Annotated in this window: 13 protein-coding genes and 1 pseudogene; 2 read left to right on the top strand and 12 right to left on the bottom strand. The window is 40.4% G+C overall.

Annotated features, from left to right (window positions below; translation table 11 throughout):
• Positions 1 to 278 precede the first annotated feature (278 nt).
• From ACTRWE_RS02545 to ACTRWE_RS02490, 12 genes and pseudogenes are all read right to left on the bottom strand, one after another.
• Positions 279 to 2,942 (bottom strand): annotated as a pseudogene (locus ACTRWE_RS02545) (ExeM/NucH family extracellular endonuclease).
• A gap of 275 nt (positions 2,943 to 3,217) precedes the next feature.
• Positions 3,218 to 4,225, bottom strand: coding sequence for a porphobilinogen synthase (gene hemB / locus ACTRWE_RS02540; protein ID WP_462879457.1), 1,008 nt, complete (start codon positions 4,223 to 4,225; stop codon positions 3,218 to 3,220).
• A gap of 13 nt (positions 4,226 to 4,238) precedes the next feature.
• On the bottom strand, positions 4,239 to 6,098 hold the full coding sequence (locus tag ACTRWE_RS02535) for a sensor domain-containing diguanylate cyclase (protein ID WP_462879456.1): 1,860 nt from the start codon (positions 6,096 to 6,098) through the stop codon (positions 4,239 to 4,241).
• Positions 6,098 to 6,883: a TatD family hydrolase gene (locus tag ACTRWE_RS02530; RefSeq protein WP_008108554.1), complete on the bottom strand. Its 786-nt coding sequence runs from the start codon at positions 6,881 to 6,883 to the stop codon at positions 6,098 to 6,100. The genes ACTRWE_RS02535 and ACTRWE_RS02530 overlap by 1 nt, the downstream gene beginning before the upstream one ends.
• A complete protein-coding gene (locus ACTRWE_RS02525) occupies positions 6,883 to 7,392 on the bottom strand; it encodes a hypothetical protein (protein WP_008108551.1) in 510 nt (169 codons plus the stop codon). Before ACTRWE_RS02525 ends, ACTRWE_RS02530 begins: the two co-directional genes overlap by 1 nt.
• Position 7,393: 1 nt before the next feature.
• Positions 7,394 to 8,134 carry a twin-arginine translocase subunit TatC gene (gene tatC, locus ACTRWE_RS02520; RefSeq protein WP_462879455.1) on the bottom strand — a complete coding sequence of 247 codons (741 nt, stop codon included), beginning with the start codon at positions 8,132 to 8,134 and terminating at the stop codon, positions 7,394 to 7,396.
• 47 nt (positions 8,135 to 8,181) lie between these two features.
• Positions 8,182 to 8,514 (bottom strand): Sec-independent protein translocase protein TatB, encoded by a 333-nt coding sequence (gene tatB / locus ACTRWE_RS02515; protein ID WP_008108547.1) that lies wholly within the window; start codon positions 8,512 to 8,514, stop codon positions 8,182 to 8,184.
• A 5-nt stretch (positions 8,515 to 8,519) separates the two neighbouring features.
• A complete protein-coding gene (gene tatA, locus ACTRWE_RS02510) occupies positions 8,520 to 8,780 on the bottom strand; it encodes a Sec-independent protein translocase subunit TatA (RefSeq protein WP_008108546.1) in 261 nt (86 codons plus the stop codon).
• 79 nt (positions 8,781 to 8,859) lie between these two features.
• A complete protein-coding gene (gene ubiB, locus ACTRWE_RS02505) occupies positions 8,860 to 10,461 on the bottom strand; it encodes a ubiquinone biosynthesis regulatory protein kinase UbiB (RefSeq protein ID WP_008108545.1) in 1,602 nt (533 codons plus the stop codon).
• Positions 10,462 to 10,478: 17 nt separating this feature from the next.
• Positions 10,479 to 11,138, bottom strand: coding sequence for a ubiquinone biosynthesis accessory factor UbiJ (locus ACTRWE_RS02500; protein ID WP_008108543.1), 660 nt, complete (start codon positions 11,136 to 11,138; stop codon positions 10,479 to 10,481).
• Between the two features lie 12 nt (positions 11,139 to 11,150).
• Positions 11,151 to 11,906: a bifunctional demethylmenaquinone methyltransferase/2-methoxy-6-polyprenyl-1,4-benzoquinol methylase UbiE gene (gene ubiE / locus ACTRWE_RS02495; RefSeq protein WP_008108541.1), complete on the bottom strand. Its 756-nt coding sequence runs from the start codon at positions 11,904 to 11,906 to the stop codon at positions 11,151 to 11,153.
• A gap of 108 nt (positions 11,907 to 12,014) precedes the next feature.
• The gene (locus ACTRWE_RS02490) at positions 12,015 to 12,971 is read right to left on the bottom strand and encodes a diguanylate cyclase domain-containing protein (protein WP_024602244.1); all 957 of its coding nucleotides are present in this window, start codon (positions 12,969 to 12,971) and stop codon (positions 12,015 to 12,017) included.
• Between the two features lie 607 nt (positions 12,972 to 13,578).
• On the opposite strand from ACTRWE_RS02490, the gene ACTRWE_RS02485 reads away from it, so the two are divergent.
• Both ACTRWE_RS02485 and ACTRWE_RS02480 read left to right on the top strand, forming a co-directional pair.
• Positions 13,579 to 15,357, top strand: coding sequence for a DUF885 domain-containing protein (locus ACTRWE_RS02485; RefSeq protein WP_008108538.1), 1,779 nt, complete (start codon positions 13,579 to 13,581; stop codon positions 15,355 to 15,357).
• A 77-nt stretch (positions 15,358 to 15,434) separates the two neighbouring features.
• Positions 15,435 to 16,916 carry an FMN-binding glutamate synthase family protein gene (locus ACTRWE_RS02480; RefSeq protein ID WP_462879453.1) on the top strand — a complete coding sequence of 494 codons (1,482 nt, stop codon included), beginning with the start codon at positions 15,435 to 15,437 and terminating at the stop codon, positions 16,914 to 16,916.
• Positions 16,917 to 16,956 lie beyond the last annotated feature (40 nt).

Genomic DNA, 16,956 nt, shown 5'->3' with positions numbered 1-16,956 from the left:
TCTCAATGGTTTTTATATGGGTTAGCAGGACTGGGCAATTATCGTTTTAGCGCAGGTGTAGTAACGCAGCTTCACACTTTGTATTTATTAAACAATAAATGAAAGGTGTGAAATTTGATAAAGGCCATATCAAGGTTTGCATAGATAGTAAGCAATGTTTGCTGAAGCTTGTCTGAATTACATTTGTATAAAAAATAAAAAAGCCGCGAAAGCGGCTTTTGAGTAACTATATAGATATTTTAGGTCACAATACCTAATTGTTAACCGACTAATTAAGCTTAATCAGCATACTTTGTTGCTTTGTACGTTAATTTAACATTACCAAAAGGAATGGCGCCGTTTACACGCACTCGCCACTTACCTTCTTTAGGGTTGGTAAATGAACAGCTTTCGCTATTACCGAAGCTTATTGAGGCGCAATCTTTTCTGAAAAGAGTCGGGTTTCTTTTATGGCGTTCAAATAAGTTTGCATCACCCCAGCCACCGTCAAGGCTAACCGTTAGCTCGTCATAACCTTGTGGGATTTCAAAGCTGTAGCTTTTCCACCAAAACCACCCGCCAATATTATTAATTTCGCCAATAATTACTTCAGGTTCTGGCTCAGGTGGCGCGATAATGGTCGAGCGAATATCGACAATAACAGGGTCATGATCTGACGCTCTGTAAGGACCTTGAGCATATAAGGTTGATTGTTGTGCGTCAGATTTAAATTCAACATTATAATCAAGCGAGATAGGCTCATCGGCATTAATGTGCCAATCGGTTGCACTGACTACTTTATTTAATAAGCTTGGACTGACTAGGGCGTGATCTAAACTACCCGCTCGGCCAGAAAAGCTATAAGAGTAACCTAAAGTGTTGCCATCTAGCTCAGCAACCACATTTTTAAGGCCTTTATCAGTAAATGCACGGATAGGATCTTCCATTGCATAGGCGTTCATGTCGCCAACAAGAATGATATCTTCATCATCAACCCCTGTTGGTTTGCTATTTAACCAATCAGCAAATGCATTGGCGCCAGCAGTTCGAATTTCGTTCCAACATGCTTGGCCGTCATTTTGATCAGCGTTTCCACCAGTTGCACTTCCACAACCACCTTTAGATTTTAAGTGAGCAACGGCAACAGTAAAGACTTCTTCTGTCTCTAAAGACTTAAAGCTTTGCGCAATAGGTGCGCGATTGCTGTAGTCAAAAGGCGCGTCAGTTGTAATCGCTGCTGTTCCTACTTGCTGTACTTTATTAGCACGATAAATAAGCGCGGTAGTAATAGCGTCGGTGCCGATTTTATCAACGCCAAAGTCCACAAATGCATATTGATTTTGACTGTCGGCATCATTAAGTGCATTTACTAAGCTTGCAACTGCGCTAGATTCGCCAAAGCCGTCATTTTCAATTTCCATTAAGCCAATCACATCAGCTTGCATAGCACTGATAGCACTAACTAGTTTGGCCTGCTGACGAATTAATTCTACTTCTGAGTCAGCGCCTCGGCTAGTTGGGAAACCGCCGCCTTGGCCGTCGCCATTAAAGTAGTTAAGTACGTTAAAGCTGGCAACACGTAAATCAGCGTCAGGGTTTAACTCTGGTGCATCGGTACGCGGATTCGTTGCTATAAACTGAGGTGTGACCGTTGGGTGAATACGGTAAGTGCTAAAACTGTACGCTAGGGCGCCAGTAACGGTATTTACTGTATCGCCAGTACGCAGCGTATTCTCTGCTGATAATCCAGGTACAGGGTAAGCAATAGGGTCGCGATTTTGACGAGTTGAGCCATCATCTACGAGTATTTTTTTTAGTTAGATTTTGCGCTTCAACCGCATTTGCTGCCGCACCAGGAAGTGCAACTTGTGTCCCTTGATATAAACGTTCGGTGGCAAGCTCTAATTCACCGTAACGACCTAAACCATAGTTATTCGTGACAACTAATGGCTGCTCTAGGGTCACCAACATACCTTCAAATGCTTCTAACTCACTTTGATCGATAACGGGTAAAGTGATTTTAGTCGGATAAGCTGAAAGGCCGGTATCACAAATAGCAACTTGGCTAACATTACCAATTTGGGTGGCATCAAAGTACTCTTCAACAGTACCTTGTACGCGAACATGGTCGCCAACATTAACATCAGTATTGGTAAAGTAAACAAATACACCTTCAGAAGTAAGGGGATTTGTATCTTCATCACTATTAAGTGAATTTACAAAAAAGCCTTTGAGCTGATCATCTGCTTGGAAATCAGCTGTCACAACGCCTTCAAATTCAACCACAGTGTTAACCAGTGGACTGCTTGCGCCTTCACCTTGATACTGCTAATTAATGTTTTATCAGCGCCACATAGTAAAGGATCTTCAGGTTCTGGCTCAGGATCTGGATTAGGTGAAGAATTCCCTGCAAAGATACCTAGATCACTAAAATCATCTTGATCAAATTGCAGCCATAGCTCACTTGGATTAAAAGCGCCATCGGCATCAGTGCGTCCGTTTAATTGAGTTTCTTTACGGCGCAGTGTTTTATTTTGCGTTTGTACGCCACCTTCAGACCAAAATGAACCTGGATCTACGCCGCGTTGACCAAAGCTGTCAATAACGGTTGAGCCTTGCGTAAGTACCAGTGCGTCATCACCATTAAAGTTAGTGACGGCGCTGAGTTGATCTGCTTTTTCTTTTAATTCAACTGAAGCATTACCATTAACAATGACATACGTGCTATTAGCAGCAAGTTCACCGGTTAAATCGAGCGTATTGTTTGCCTCTGTATTGCCATTTGAATAGAGACTTAGGGTGTAGCCATCCAATGACAGTGGGGTTGTCGAATTATTAAATAGTTCTACTGCTTTATTATAGCTACTGCCCTCTACGTATTCTGATATAACGAGGTTAGCGGTAGCGGGTGCACTGAGGCTTGCTAACACAAGCGCCAATGGCGTTATTTTTGTTTTCAACATTATTATTTTTTCCCGTGTTTTTGTTTCCCCAAATGGGACGCTTAGTGTAATGAAAAATGATTACAAATAGAATACAGAATGTTAACAATATTAAGTTTTGTTATTTTTTGAGGTAGAACGTACAGTTGTGTGTTTGGTTTTAGGTAAGGCAGAGCCTGTGTAGTGTGATTACTATCTATAAAAATAGGGGGTAACGCTGCATAAATGCCAACTATGTGTTGTTCTTAAACATAAAAAAAAGGGCAATAAAGCCCTTTTATATCAATATGCTTTTATTACTTATTTAAATAGCGGGCAGCTTGCTTTGCAAAGTAAGTCAGAATGCCATCAGCACCTGCACGTTTAAATGCTAATAGAGACTCCATAATAGTGGCTTCCTCACTCAGCCAGCCGTTATCAATAGCGGCTTTATGCATCGCGTACTCACCACTTACCTGATAAGCAAATGTTGGTACACCAAATTCATCTTTAACGCGGCGTACAATGTCTAAATAAGGCATACCTGGCTTAACCATTACCATATCGGCGCCTTCTTGCAAATCAAGAGCTACTTCACGAATAGCTTCATCAGAGTTGGCAGGATCTATTTGGTAAGTTTTTTTATCAGCGCCTTTTAAGTTTCCTGCTGAACCGACAGCATCTCTAAATGGGCCATAGTAGCTTGATGCATACTTTGCTGAATAGGCCATAATGCGAGTGTGAATAAAGCCATCGGCTTCAAGGGCTTCACGAATTGCACCAATACGCCCGTCCATCATGTCCGATGGGGCAACAACATCAGCACCTGCATGTGCGTGTGATAGCGCCTGCTTAACTAAAATTTCGGTAGTGACGTCATTAATTACATAACCTGCATCATCAATAATGCCGTCTTGACCATGCACAGTAAATGGATCAAGTGCAACATCGGTGATCACGCCAAGCTCTGGAAAGGTTTCTTTTAATGCGCGAACAGTTCTTTGTGCTAAGCCATCATCGTTATACGCTTCTTCAGCGAGTAGAGATTTTTTATCTGCAGGCGTAACAGGGAAAATAGCGAGCGCAGGGACGCCTAAATCAACTAATTCTTTAGCTTCTTCTAGCAGTAAATCAATTGATAAACGTTCAATGCCGGGCATCGATTCAATGCTTTCACGACGGTTTTTACCTTCAAGCACAAAAACAGGATAAATAAGATCATTAACACTCAGCTGGTTTTCAGCCATAAGGCGACGAGAGAAATCATTACGGCGCATTCTACGCATGCGAGTATATGGGAAAAGGTCTAGTCCAGATTGGGCCATAAGTTATACGCTCCTACTGTGAGATTGGAAAATTAACCACTTGATTGCGGCCATGTTGTTTTGCTAGATAGAGTGCCTTATCGGCACGCTCAGTAAATATTTCAGGGTTATGAACATCATCGGCAATATGAGTATAAACACCGGCACTAATGGTGTATTTAATCGTAGTACCTGCAACACTGACAGTGTTTTTTTCTATTGCGCACCGTATTTGCTCGGCAATAGCTAACGCACCTTGATTATTAGTATTGGGTAGCAGGACGACAAATTCTTCACCACCATAACGCGCCACTTCATCAAGAGGACGTTTTAATTGTTGTTTAATAACATCACAGACTGCTCGAATTACCTGATCGCCGGTTAAGTGGCCATACGTATCGTTGATTGCTTTAAACTTATCTATATCAAGCATAATGATGCTCAAGGGTGTTTGCTCACGGCGTGAACGGCGAATTTCCATGATTATTTTTTTATCAAAAAAGCGTCTATTTTTTACCCCTGTTAGAGCATCTTCCATATTGAGTTGTTCAAGCTCGCGGTTTTTATCTTCAAGTTCCCTAAGTGTGACTTGTAACTCAAAGGTGCGCTCATCAACTTGGTTTTCAAGTTCATGACGAGTGCGCTCTTGTAATTCAATCCGCTCATTTAAGAGCGCATCTTGCGCTGCACTTTTTGCAATCAACGCCTGTTGCGTTGTGACTTGCTCATCGCGTTGTAATATAAATAATTTTATGACGGTGTAGCTTAAACAAAATGAGCAGCTTAATGAGGCTGCGAAGGTGAGTATTAAGCTGGATCTAGTGACTGTATACAGGCCTGTTAACGCAACGGAAAAATGAATGACTACAATTAAAAAGAACCCGAGTGCCATTAATAGAGATTTATTGGGGCTCGTGGGGTTTTTTCGTAGGTAAAATAATGTTGTGACAACATGATAACTTAAAATGACAGGAATGCTTAAAATAGCAAACAAAGCCACGCTTGGAGTAGGCAGCAACCCTATAAGTACAATAACCAATGCATATAAGGTGGTTATTATTGTTTGCCCTTTAACTAAGTTGGATTTAATGGGTATGCAAACATGGCGCTGTAAAGGAAGAAACAATACCGTGATCAGCATTAGCAAAATAGGCAGCATTAATTGCTGTAAGGCTGCTATGCTTGGAGGGGCATAACGAAACCCAAATCCGCCTAAATATGCTAAAAATAGGCTAAGCATCAGTGTAATCACACCGGCATAGGCAAAATAATGTTTACGTGAAAAAGCAAATAAAACCAAGCTACTGATAGCCAAAGAAAAAATAAATCCAATCAGTAATCCATAGTGCAAGTTGAGCATACTTTTATGGGCTAATAATGCATCTTGTTGCCATAAGGTGAGAGGGACGCGAAGCCCGATTCCCGCATTATTATTAACGTTAAGATAAACGGTGGTTTCGCTGTTAGCGGGAAGTGTTAATTTAACCAGCAAAGACTCACTTTTAATCGCTCTATTAGATAAAGGAAGAGCATCACCAAGATGTTCCGATTTTAGTTGCTTCTCACCCATAAAGTGGTACAGGTATACATTCTTTAGAAGTGGGTTATCTAACGATAAAATTGGCTCTGTTGGCTTATTAAGATAATTATTTAGTTGAAATTTAATCCACACAGGGCGAGTTTCTAGGCCTAAATTAAGCGGTTTATTATTAAGTGACTGCCATTGTTGTAAGTTGCTTTGTTGTGCATCTTCTAATGAGTTTGGGGTAAACGAATAATGAATCGACTCTATTTTTTTTGAGCTAAATTCGCTATTTATATCAATTGCACTTGCAGGGAAACAGGATGTAAAAAACACCATGGTGAATGCCAGCAAGGTGCTAAAGATGCGCATTATTTTTTCTCTAATCCAAATAAGCGATTAAAGTTTTCACGAGTATGTTTTGCCACTTCAGATGCCGGAATGCCATAAAGCTGAGCAAGCGTGTCACACACATAATGCAGCAATGCTGGCTCGTTTCGTCTTGATTTTGGCTTTGGTTTAACAGTACGAGGAATTAAAAATGGCGAATCGGTTTCTATTAATAAACGTTCAATAGGAATACTCGGTATAAGTTGCTGTAACTCCTCGCCACGTCGTTCGTCACATACCCAGCCGGTAATACCAATATAAAGTCCTAAGTTTAAGTAACCTGAGAGTGCTTGTGCATTACCTGTAAAGCAGTGCAGTACACCGCGAACAGTAAATTCTTTTAAAATAGTGAGCATATCCTCACTGGCATCACGTTCATGCAAATAAACAGGCAAGTTGAGTTTTTCAGCTAATGCGAGCTGACGACGCAAAACAGCACGTTGTATATCTCTAGGGGAAAAGTCGCGATTGTAATCTAGTCCGCATTCACCTACGGCAATAACCTGCTCATTTTGAGCGAGCTGAGTAAGTTGTTGCTCAAGCTCAGGGGTTGCTGTTTTAGCGTCATGAGGGTGAATACCAGCGGTAGCATATTGATTATAGTGCGCAGCAAGTGCTAATGATTCTTCACTGGAGGTTATATCACAGCCAATAATCAGCATCTGGTTTACGCCCGCATCTTTTGCTCTGGCGAGCACCTCTTGATGCTGACCATCAAATTGATGATTAGTTAAATTTACGCCAGCATCAATTAACGTGTATTGCATTACTGAGTACGTTTTACACGAATTGAACGGTTTTGATCTGCTTTTTTAAGTAAAAAAGAGTTGAATACGCCACGGCTAATAATAACAGTATCGCCTTCGTCTAATCTTAAGCTATCTGAACCAATTTGACGCCATTGCTGGTTATTTTCTAAGGTAATGATTAGCTCACCATAAGGTGCTTTTTTAACAGATGAAATCATTGACGTAATAGACTCTTCACCATTTTCCGCAATTTCTTTATGCTCTAAACCAAACTCTTTTGCTTTAGTGGCCACAGGCGCTGTTGCAGCGGGAGCCTCAGCTTTTACATTTGTTTGTGCCGATTTGCTTAGCTGGCTTTGTGCTGGTTGTGTTAATGACTTTCCGGCAATGGTGTTGTCGTAGCAGAGTAAACGATTAAAGTCGTTTTCAATAAAACTACAGGCTTGCAACGCTTGTTCATTGATAGGAGTTGCGGCTAAAACCGGTACACTTGCTAAAGCGAGTAAAGAAAGTAAATGCTTATTCATATTATTCCTCAGATTCTTGTTGTGGTTTTGCGGTATAAAATTTCGCTAAAATTAAGCCAAGCTCAAATAACAGCAGCATAGGGAGTGCCAATAGGGTTTGTGAAAGCACATCAGGAGGCGTTAAAAACATTGCCACTACAAATACGCCAACCACTATATAGGGGCGCTTTTCTTTTAGACTTTGTGTGGTTGTTGCACCGCTCCAGCAGAGCAACATAATTGCAACTGGGATTTCAAATGCGATCCCAAAAGCAAAAAACAGCTTGAGCACAAAGCCTAAATAACTACTTATATCGGGCGCAAGTGTCATCATTTGCGGCCCTACACTGGTGAAAAACCCTAAAATAATTGGCAGTACTACAAAGTAGCAAAAAGCAATGCCACCATAAAATAAGAAAATACTGGAAGCTAATATTGGCATCAGCATTTTCTTTTCGTGCTGATATAAACCTGGGGCTATAAATCCCCAAATTTGATGTAAAATCCAAGGGATGGCCGCAAATAAAGCAACAAACAACGTTAGTTTAAAGGGAGCAAAAAATGGCGCAGTGACATCCGTTGCTATCATAGTGGCAGTACTAGGTAAATGAGCGACTAGAGGAGCAGCTACAAACGTATAAATATCGTTTGCAAAGTAAACCAAACCAATAAATATCACTAAAATACTCAATAGCGATTTTATCAACCGGTCACGCAACTCGATTAAATGAGCGACAAATCCTGATTTTACTTCTTCAGTCATTGTTTTCTATACCTGCATTAAGCGCATGAAAAAAGAGAGTGCCATAATTATTTAGAGTCATCTGTTGCTTGGTTATTAGTGGCTTGGCTTTGATTTTTTTTATAGCTGTGAGTAACTGATTGCGCTGCTTGTTGCAGCTCAGAAACAGAGTGTTGTAGGTCAGGGCTTAAATCTTTAAGACCTTGTTGCTCTGCTTTTTTTAGGTTTTCATGTAGCTCGTTTACACGAAGCTCTTCACTCACTTCAGCTTTTACTGAGTTAGCCATTGCTTTGGCTGTTTTAACCCAGCGGCTTACGGTTCTAATAGCAACAGGTAAGCGTTCCGGCCCTAGTACTACCAAACCGACAATAAATACCACAACAAGCTCCCACATTCCCATGCTAGTTAAACCTTGTCGTTATCTTTAGTTTTGCTAGTTGTACTTGAATCGATTGGTGTTGATTCTGATGATTTTTGGATCTGTTCAGTTTTATCTTCGCTAGCTTGTTTTTCAGCATTTTGGTCATCAGACATAGCTTTTTTAAAGCCTTTAACTGCGCCACCTAAATCACCACCCATACCGCGTAGTTTTTTTGTACCAAATAAAAGTACAATGATTGCAAGTACAATTAATAATTGCCAAATACTAATACCACCAAAACCCATGGTTTTCTCCTGCTTTTAAGCCATAAAATAATAAGGTTAAGTGCTGATTATACGCCTAAAGTGGCAAATAGCACTTAGTTTATGCGCGGCGCCAAGCCGCTATAAAGCCAATAACAGCACAGCTTAAGACAACGCCAGCAGCGATTAAGTTGTGTTGTAAATAAAATAAAGCTGAGACAATCATCGCAGCACTACTAAACAGTCCTAAAACCAATGGTTTATGTGAAACCTTAATTTCAGGTGCGTGAGAGTGTGGTGCTCGCTTTAAATTTTGATAAATTAAATCGGGTAGTTCAGGCATTTTTTCTGCCCAAAACGGTAAGTTTGCATACATTTGCTTTAGCACAGACAGCGGGCCCACTTGTTGTTTAACCCAGTCTTCTAAAAATGGTTTTGCTGTTTTCCACAAGTCCAGTTGTGGGTATAGCTGACGACCTAAGCCCTCAACATACAGCAAGGTTTTTTGTAATAATACGAGTTGCGGTTGAACCTGCATATTAAAACGACGTGCGGTATTAAATAAGTTAACCAATACATGACCAAATGATATTTCAGCCAGTGGTTTATTAAAAATAGGCTCGCACACGGTGCGAATAGCAAATTCAAACTCTTCAATGCTGGTATCAGGTGGTACCCAGCCTGAATCAACATGTAGCTGTGCTACTTGGCGGTAGTCGCGGTTAAAAAAGGCAATGAAATTTTCAGCTAAATAGCGTTTATCTTCTTTGTTAAGAGTTCCAACAATACCGCAATCTATACCAATATATTTAGGATTATGCGGGTTTTCGCGTGACACAAAAATATTACCAGGGTGCATATCTGCATGAAAAAAACTATCGCGGAATACTTGAGTAAAAAACACTTCTACTCCGCGTTCTGCTAATAACTTCATGTTGGTGTTTTGTGCCATCAACGCTTCAGTGTCCGAAACCGGAATACCGTAAATACGCTCCATAACCAGTACATTACTGCGGCTATAATCACTATATACTGTTGGAATGTATAACGATTCTGAACCTTCAAAGTTACGCTTTAATTGAATGCCATTAGCGCCCTCACGCATTAAGTCGAGCTCATCGAGCAATGTTTTTTTATACTCTTTAACCACTTCCACTGGGCGTAATCGCTTGGCTTCGTTAATTAACTTACCGACAACCTTAGCCAATTTTTCCATTAGTGCTAAGTCAGCGTTGATTTGTTGCTCAATATTAGGGCGAATAACTTTAATAACAACATCTTGCGATTCACCTTGAGGATCAACAAGAGTAGCAGTATGCACTTGAGCAATTGAGGCCGATGCCAAAGGTATTTGTGAAAATTCGCTAAATAGCTGGCTAATATCATCTATTTCTAATGCTTTTTCGATGATTCTCTGGGCTAGTTCACCTTCGAACGGTTCTACCTGATCTTGTAAAAAGGCTAATTCCAAGGCGATATCATGAGGCAGTAAATCGCGCCGAGTTGAAAGCATTTGGCCAAACTTTATCCACACAGGGCCAAGTTGTTGTAGTGCTAAACGAAGTCTTAAGCCAGGAGGTTTATCTTTGTGTTGGTTGCGCAACCAAAACAAACTGCCACGAGCAAGTTTAGCAAACCAAGGTACTTTATGTTTGGGTACAAGCTCATCAAGTCCGAAGCTAAGCAGGGTTTTAGTTATGTAATACAGTCGGGCAGTTGACACAAAAAATCCTTAGCGCGTTAAAGGGCTTTAATTAGGGCGTTAATACGTTGCTCAATGGCGGCAACTTGGCTTTTTAGTGCTCTATTTTGTTGTTTAAATTGCTCAAGCTCTAATGGGTGAATGGTGATTGCCAGTTCGTCTTGGCACACACTAATAAAAGTATTATCGAGCTGAGACTTTGCTTTTTTACCCTGCTGCTTAAGCGACTGCAAGTGCAAATAAAGCTGTTGTGCAGGCGCGTCGCCAATATGCTTTGCTAGTTGCTCTGGCCAATCAATCTCTACACTTGAAAAGGCTGAACTATAGTGTTGAGCTATATTTAAATCGCCTTGTAAATCAAGCTTATCTTGGCGAATAAGTTGAGTCAGCATGGCTGGGTTTTTCAGTGCTAACAACGTATCTATATTGGCGCTGATCATACAATCAGCGTCAGCATGTTCGAATGCAGTGTAAAGATGTAGCTGCTGATTGGCATAAGTAATGGCTATTTTTTGCTGCCAGTCTCTAACCTCAACTAATAAGCGCTGATGCTCTACCGTTTTTAGTTTATCGAGTAAGCTCGGATCGAGTTTAAGCGCTTGATTTAATACTTGCTCAATAAGCGAAAGTACAAAGCTCGGTAGCATAAAAAAACTGCCTGCAGCCGGTTGTTCTTTACTGTGTTCTTCAAGCGCCATAAATTACTAACCTTAGTATTTAAATCCACGATGCAGGGCAACAATGCCACCAGTTAGATTTTGATAAGTCGCTTGCTCAAATCCTGCTTCCACCATCATCGCTTTAAGGGTTTCTTGATCTGGATGCATACGAATTGACTCTGCTAAGTATTGGTATGATTCACTGTCGTTAGCAACTAGTTTACCCATAGTAGGTAAAATGTTGAAAGAGTAAAAGTCATACGCCTTGCTGAGAAGCTCTTGCTCTGGTTTTGAAAACTCAAGAATGAGTAAACGACCACCTGGCTTTAAAATGCGGTACATAGAGCGCAATGCTTTATTTTGGTCGGTGACATTACGTAAGCCAAAAGCAATCGTAATTAAATCAAAACTATTATCAGGGAAAGGTAAGGCTTCGGCATTCATTTGTACGTAATCAATGTTGCCTACAAGGCCTAAGTTATGCAGCTTTTCGCGGCCTACTTTTAACATTGAAGAGTTTATATCACCTAAAACAACCTGACCGGTTTCGCCAACAAGCTGGCTAAACTTTGCAGTTAAATCGCCAGTACCGCCGGCTAAATCTAATACATGATGACCTTTACGAATACCTGAGCTGGCAATTGTTTGACGTTTCCATAAACGATGAATACCAAAAGACATGAGATCATTCATAACATCGTACTTTGTCGCAACAGAATGAAATACATCAGCAACCATAGAAGCTTTTTCGGTTTCGGCAACAGTTTTATAGCCAAAATGCGTGGTCTTTTCAGGGTTCTCGTTCATGATTAATCTCTATCGTGGTAATAAAGACTAGTGTACTTGATTGTGCACCAAGGGTGCAATTTGAATATGATTTATCAGTTAATTTTATTGTTTGAACAGTGTACTGGGTTATTGAGATGCGCGTGATTTAAACGCCGCGTTTGAGGCACTTTTAACTAGTTGGTTAAAGTCGCCTTGTTGTTCCGTAATCCCTAATGAGAGAGAAATGGGAGGGAGTTTTAGATCGCTTTTTGAACTTATAAAGCGTAGTTTTTCAACTCCAGTTATTACTTTTTCTGCAATCAGCTTAGCAGTTTCTGGCTCAATGTTAGCAAGTAGAACGATAAATTGGTCTTTTGCAGAGCGCCCGGCTAAGCCACTTTGTGAAACATACTTTTGAACTTGCTTAGCTACTTTATTTAAAATCACTTCTCCAATGGCATCACCAAAGTTATTAATAAAATGCTCTAAATTATCAATTTGAATGGCAATTGCTGAAATTGACTTATCTTGTTTTAGCCATAATTGTGTTTGCTTAGTTAAATAATGGCGTTTGTATAAGCCTGTTTGTGGGTCAATCACATGTTGTTTGCGCAAGGTATTAAGTTGTTTTTTAGTGGCTTCGTGTAGTTTTTTTGCCTGGCTAAGTTCTTGTTTAAATTGTGCTTGTTGTGAGAGAAGTAACTGTGTTTGCTCATTTAACCTTTCTAAAGCGAGGCGGCTGTTAGCAATATTATTTTCATCTAAAGAATGCAAGCAGTCATTAACATGGCCTGCAAAATCGTTAAGTTTTTTTTCTGTTTGCTGTGCATTTCGCGATAGTGAATTGATCACGCCATTGACGTTTTCAATCATTGCTACTTCGGTTTTATGACCCTGATTTAAATATTCAAAATAGAGTTGCTCAATAAATAGCTCATCAATATTTTGATTTACATCTATGGCATCATCAATAGCATTGTTAAGCGCAAAATGGATTTTACTAATGTATGTATACACAACTTGAAAATTTAAGGGGGTAGGAGGCAAAACATGATGCTCTAAAAACATACATACTTTTGTCATTTTTTCTTGTGCTATAGCCATGGAGTCATGGAACATCATTTGCAATTACCAACCAAATACGCATAAATGCTGATTTATAAAACTCGTCCAATGAGGCAATTTGCTTCCAAGCAACGATACAATAATCATTATATCCGTTATTTAAAAGTAAAATGAGTCGGAGTTGGCTAAAATAGGACTATAATTTCAATAACCGTTGTTTTTCTGAGCAATTACTCTAGGGCCTATTGACCTTTCAGGATTAAAACTTGTTCAATCTAGAGGTGATTTAATCGCGGCGCGAGATTTGTAACCTAGTGGGCTAAGTAAAAAGCGAGTAACAAAGAGTTAATCACCTCTAGGCAGAACCCTTTGGGCAGCGCAAGTTTGGCATCTATGCTGCGTTATCGCCTACTTATGGGGAGTAACCACACTACATAGGCTCTGCCTTGCCTAGAAGCCAAACACACTGCTGCAAATTTAACCTCGAAAGATAAACAGACCCTAGTTATTTATAGTTTTGTATTAACTTAAGTTAATACAATGTCTCACGGGCGTATATTTTGCGCAGTTGGTCGTATATCTATTTGCTATTTATCTAGGCTACGATAGGTTTATCACATCTGTAATATTACTAAGATCAATCACTATGAATTTATCTCTTTCAAAACAAATGCGTCTTTCCTTATTAAGTGTCACTTTAGTGTGCTCACTAAGCGCGTGTCAGCTCACCGCAATTAATGCGGATCAACAATTTACGCAAGCGGCTGAGAATATCGTACAGCATCGCCAAAATATTAGCCCGTATAGTAACCCCGAAGGAGTTGATGGCTACTTATTACCTAATTTGTCAGCTGAATTTTTAGCGCAGCAATATCAAAAAAACACCCAGCTATTAGCAGATTTAGATGCCATAGATATAAGTAAGCTCAGTGATGAAAACCAAATTAACTACAGTATTATTCGAGCGCAAGTGCAAAATAGTGTTGATGAATATGTATTTAATACGCACTACATGCCTTTAACGTCAGAATATGGCTTTCATTCAAGCTTATCGTTTATTGTTAATAGCTCTGATTATAAAACTGCTCAAGATTATCAAAACTACTTAAAGCGATTACAACAAGTGCCGCGCTTTTTTGAGCAAAACATAGGTTGGATGCGTAAAGGATTAGAAGTTGGTTTAACTCAACCCAAAGCGGTATTAATTGGCTACCAAGACTCGATTACTGCCTACATTGTTGACGATGTAACACAGTCTGAATTTTACAAGCCGTTTTTAAACAATACCGCGGGTTTAAGTGATAGTGAATTTGCAGATTTGCAACAACAGGCTAAAGCCACTATCAGTGGCCAAGTTATTAAAGCCTATAAAGATTACTTAACTTTTTTTAATACTGAATACTTACCTGGCGCGCGCAGTGATATTGGTATTTCGTCAACACCGAATGGTGAGGCCTTTTATGCAAATCGTGCTAAATATTACACCACCACACAAATGACCCCAAAAGAATTACATGAGCTGGGTTTAGCGGAGGTTGCGCGCATTCGTAGTGAAATGGAAGCGGTTATTAAAGAAGTAGGTTTTAAAGGCACGTTTGCAGAATTTATCTACTTTTTACGAACAGATCCGCAGTTTTACGCCACAACGCCTGAGCAATTATTAAAAGAGGCCGCGTATATTGCAAAAAAAATGGATGCGCAGTTGCCTAAATTATTTCATACCTTACCGCGCAAACCTTATGGCGTAGCGCCGGTGCCTGCCAATATTGCTCCTAAGTACACTACTGGGCGCTATTCAGGTTCGAGCCGTGATGATCAAGCCGGCTTTTATTGGGTGAACACGTACGCTTTAGATAAACGACCACTCTATGCTTTAGAAGCGTTAACTTTGCACGAAGCGGTGCCGGGTCATCATTTACAAATTTCACTCAATGCAGAACTTGAAAGTTTACCTAGCTATCGCCGTGATGCGTATTTATCAGCGTTTGGTGAGGGCTGGGGATTGTATTCAGAGTACTTAGGCGTTGAAGCGGGTTTTTATCAAGACCCGTACAGCAACTTTGGTCGTTTAACCTACGAAATGTGGCGTGCTACACGTTTAGTGGTTGATACGGGTATGCACATGTACGGCTGGAGTCGTGAGCGTGCAATGAATTTTATGGCCGATAATACGGCGCTTTCATTACACAATGTAAAAACAGAAACCGATCGTTATATTTCATGGCCTGCACAAGCGTTGTCATACAAAATTGGTGAGTTAACAATTAAACGTCTGCGTGCAGAGGCCGAGCAAGCATTAGGTCAGCAGTTTGATATTCGTGAGTTTCATCATCAAATATTGCGCCATGGTTCAGTGCCTTTGTCGGTGCTTGAGCAGCAAATACGTTTGTATATACAAGCAGAATTAGCAAAAACAGATAGCTAATAGTGCATTATTTTGAAACTATAAAAGCGTGGTGTTATTTAATGACATCACGCTTTTTTAGCATTTAAGGATAAGTAATGAGTCAATTTATAATGTTCAGTATCGATGTGTTTGCCAGCTTATTTATTGTTGTATTTGGATTTCTGGTTATATTAATTGCTATTTTTTATGTTCGAGATGTTACCCAAACAAAGCATGCTATTAGGCGTAATTATCCGGTAATTGGACGTTTTCGGTACTTTTTTGAGCGCCAAGGTGAGTTTTTCCGTCAGTATTTTTTTGCTCTCGACCGTGAAGAAATGCCCTTTAATCGCGCCGAACGCAGTTGGGTATATCGGGCTGCTAAAGATGTTGATCATACGGCTGCTTTTGGTTCAACCCAAAGTCTAGAGACGACAGGCACCGTAATGTTTATGAACTGCGCATTTCCTACCTTAGATGAAGAAGCCCTAGCGCCTAGCAACGTAACGCTTGGGCCTTATTGTAAATTTCCTTACACCACAAATTCGTTATTTAATATATCGGGCATGAGCTTTGGCGCGTTATCCAGTCCTGCTGTACGTGCGCTCTCGAAGGGGGCAAAATTAGCCGGTTGCTGGATGAACACGGGGGAAGGCGGACTTAGTCCATATCACTTAGAAGGTGGTGCCGATATCGTGTTTCAAATTGGTACGGCTAAATATGGTGTACGCGACGAGCAGGGAAATTTAAGCACAGAAAAACTAAAAGCCGTTGCTGCACACCCAGCAGTTAAAATGTTTGAGCTGAAAATGAGCCAAGGTGCCAAGCCAGGTAAAGGCGGTATGTTACCTGGGCGAAAAGTGAATGCTGAAATTGCTAAAATAAGAGGCATACCTGAGGGGCAGGATTCAATTAGCCCAAATGGGCACCCAGAAATAAAAAATCCAAACGATATTTTAGACATGCTCACCACGATAAGAAGTACAACCGGTAAACCGACAGGCTTTAAAGCGGTAATTGGTGAACATGCTTGGTTAGAAAGTTTATTTGCCGAGATAAATCATCGTGGTATTGAGTCTGCACCCGACTTCATTACCATAGATAGTGCTGATGGTGGTACCGGCGCTGCGCCTCAGTCTTTACTCGATTCGGTGGGGTTACCGCTAAAAGAAAGCCTTCCTTTAGTTATTCAGTTACTAAAAAAGCATGGCCTTAGAGAGCGAGTTAAAATTATTGTCTCTGGCAAATTAATTGTGCCCTCAAAAGTTGCGTGGGCATTAGCACTAGGTGCCGACTTTGTTGTGTCTGCACGTGGACATATGTTTGCACTAGGCTGCATTCAGGCTATGCAATGTAATAAAGATACCTGCCCCACAGGAATTACTACGCATAATGAACGTTTACAGCGTGGTTTAAATGTTGAGGATAAAGCGCAGCGGGTAGCGAATTATAATAAATACATTCATTACGGTGCGGGGCTTATTGCACATTCTTGTGGCGTTACCAGTGCTCGCGAATTAAAACGCAAACATGTGCGTATAGTGCAAGAGAGCGGTCTTTCTGAGCCACTAGATAAAATGTACGAGCACTATCACTAAATATAGCTTAAAAGGCGCTTAAAGCGCCTTTTTTAATAAA

The sequence above is a fragment of the Pseudoalteromonas sp. G5_S1_54_S4 genome (genome assembly GCF_054968565.1).
This window is presented reverse-complemented; position numbering and strand designations above follow the sequence as displayed.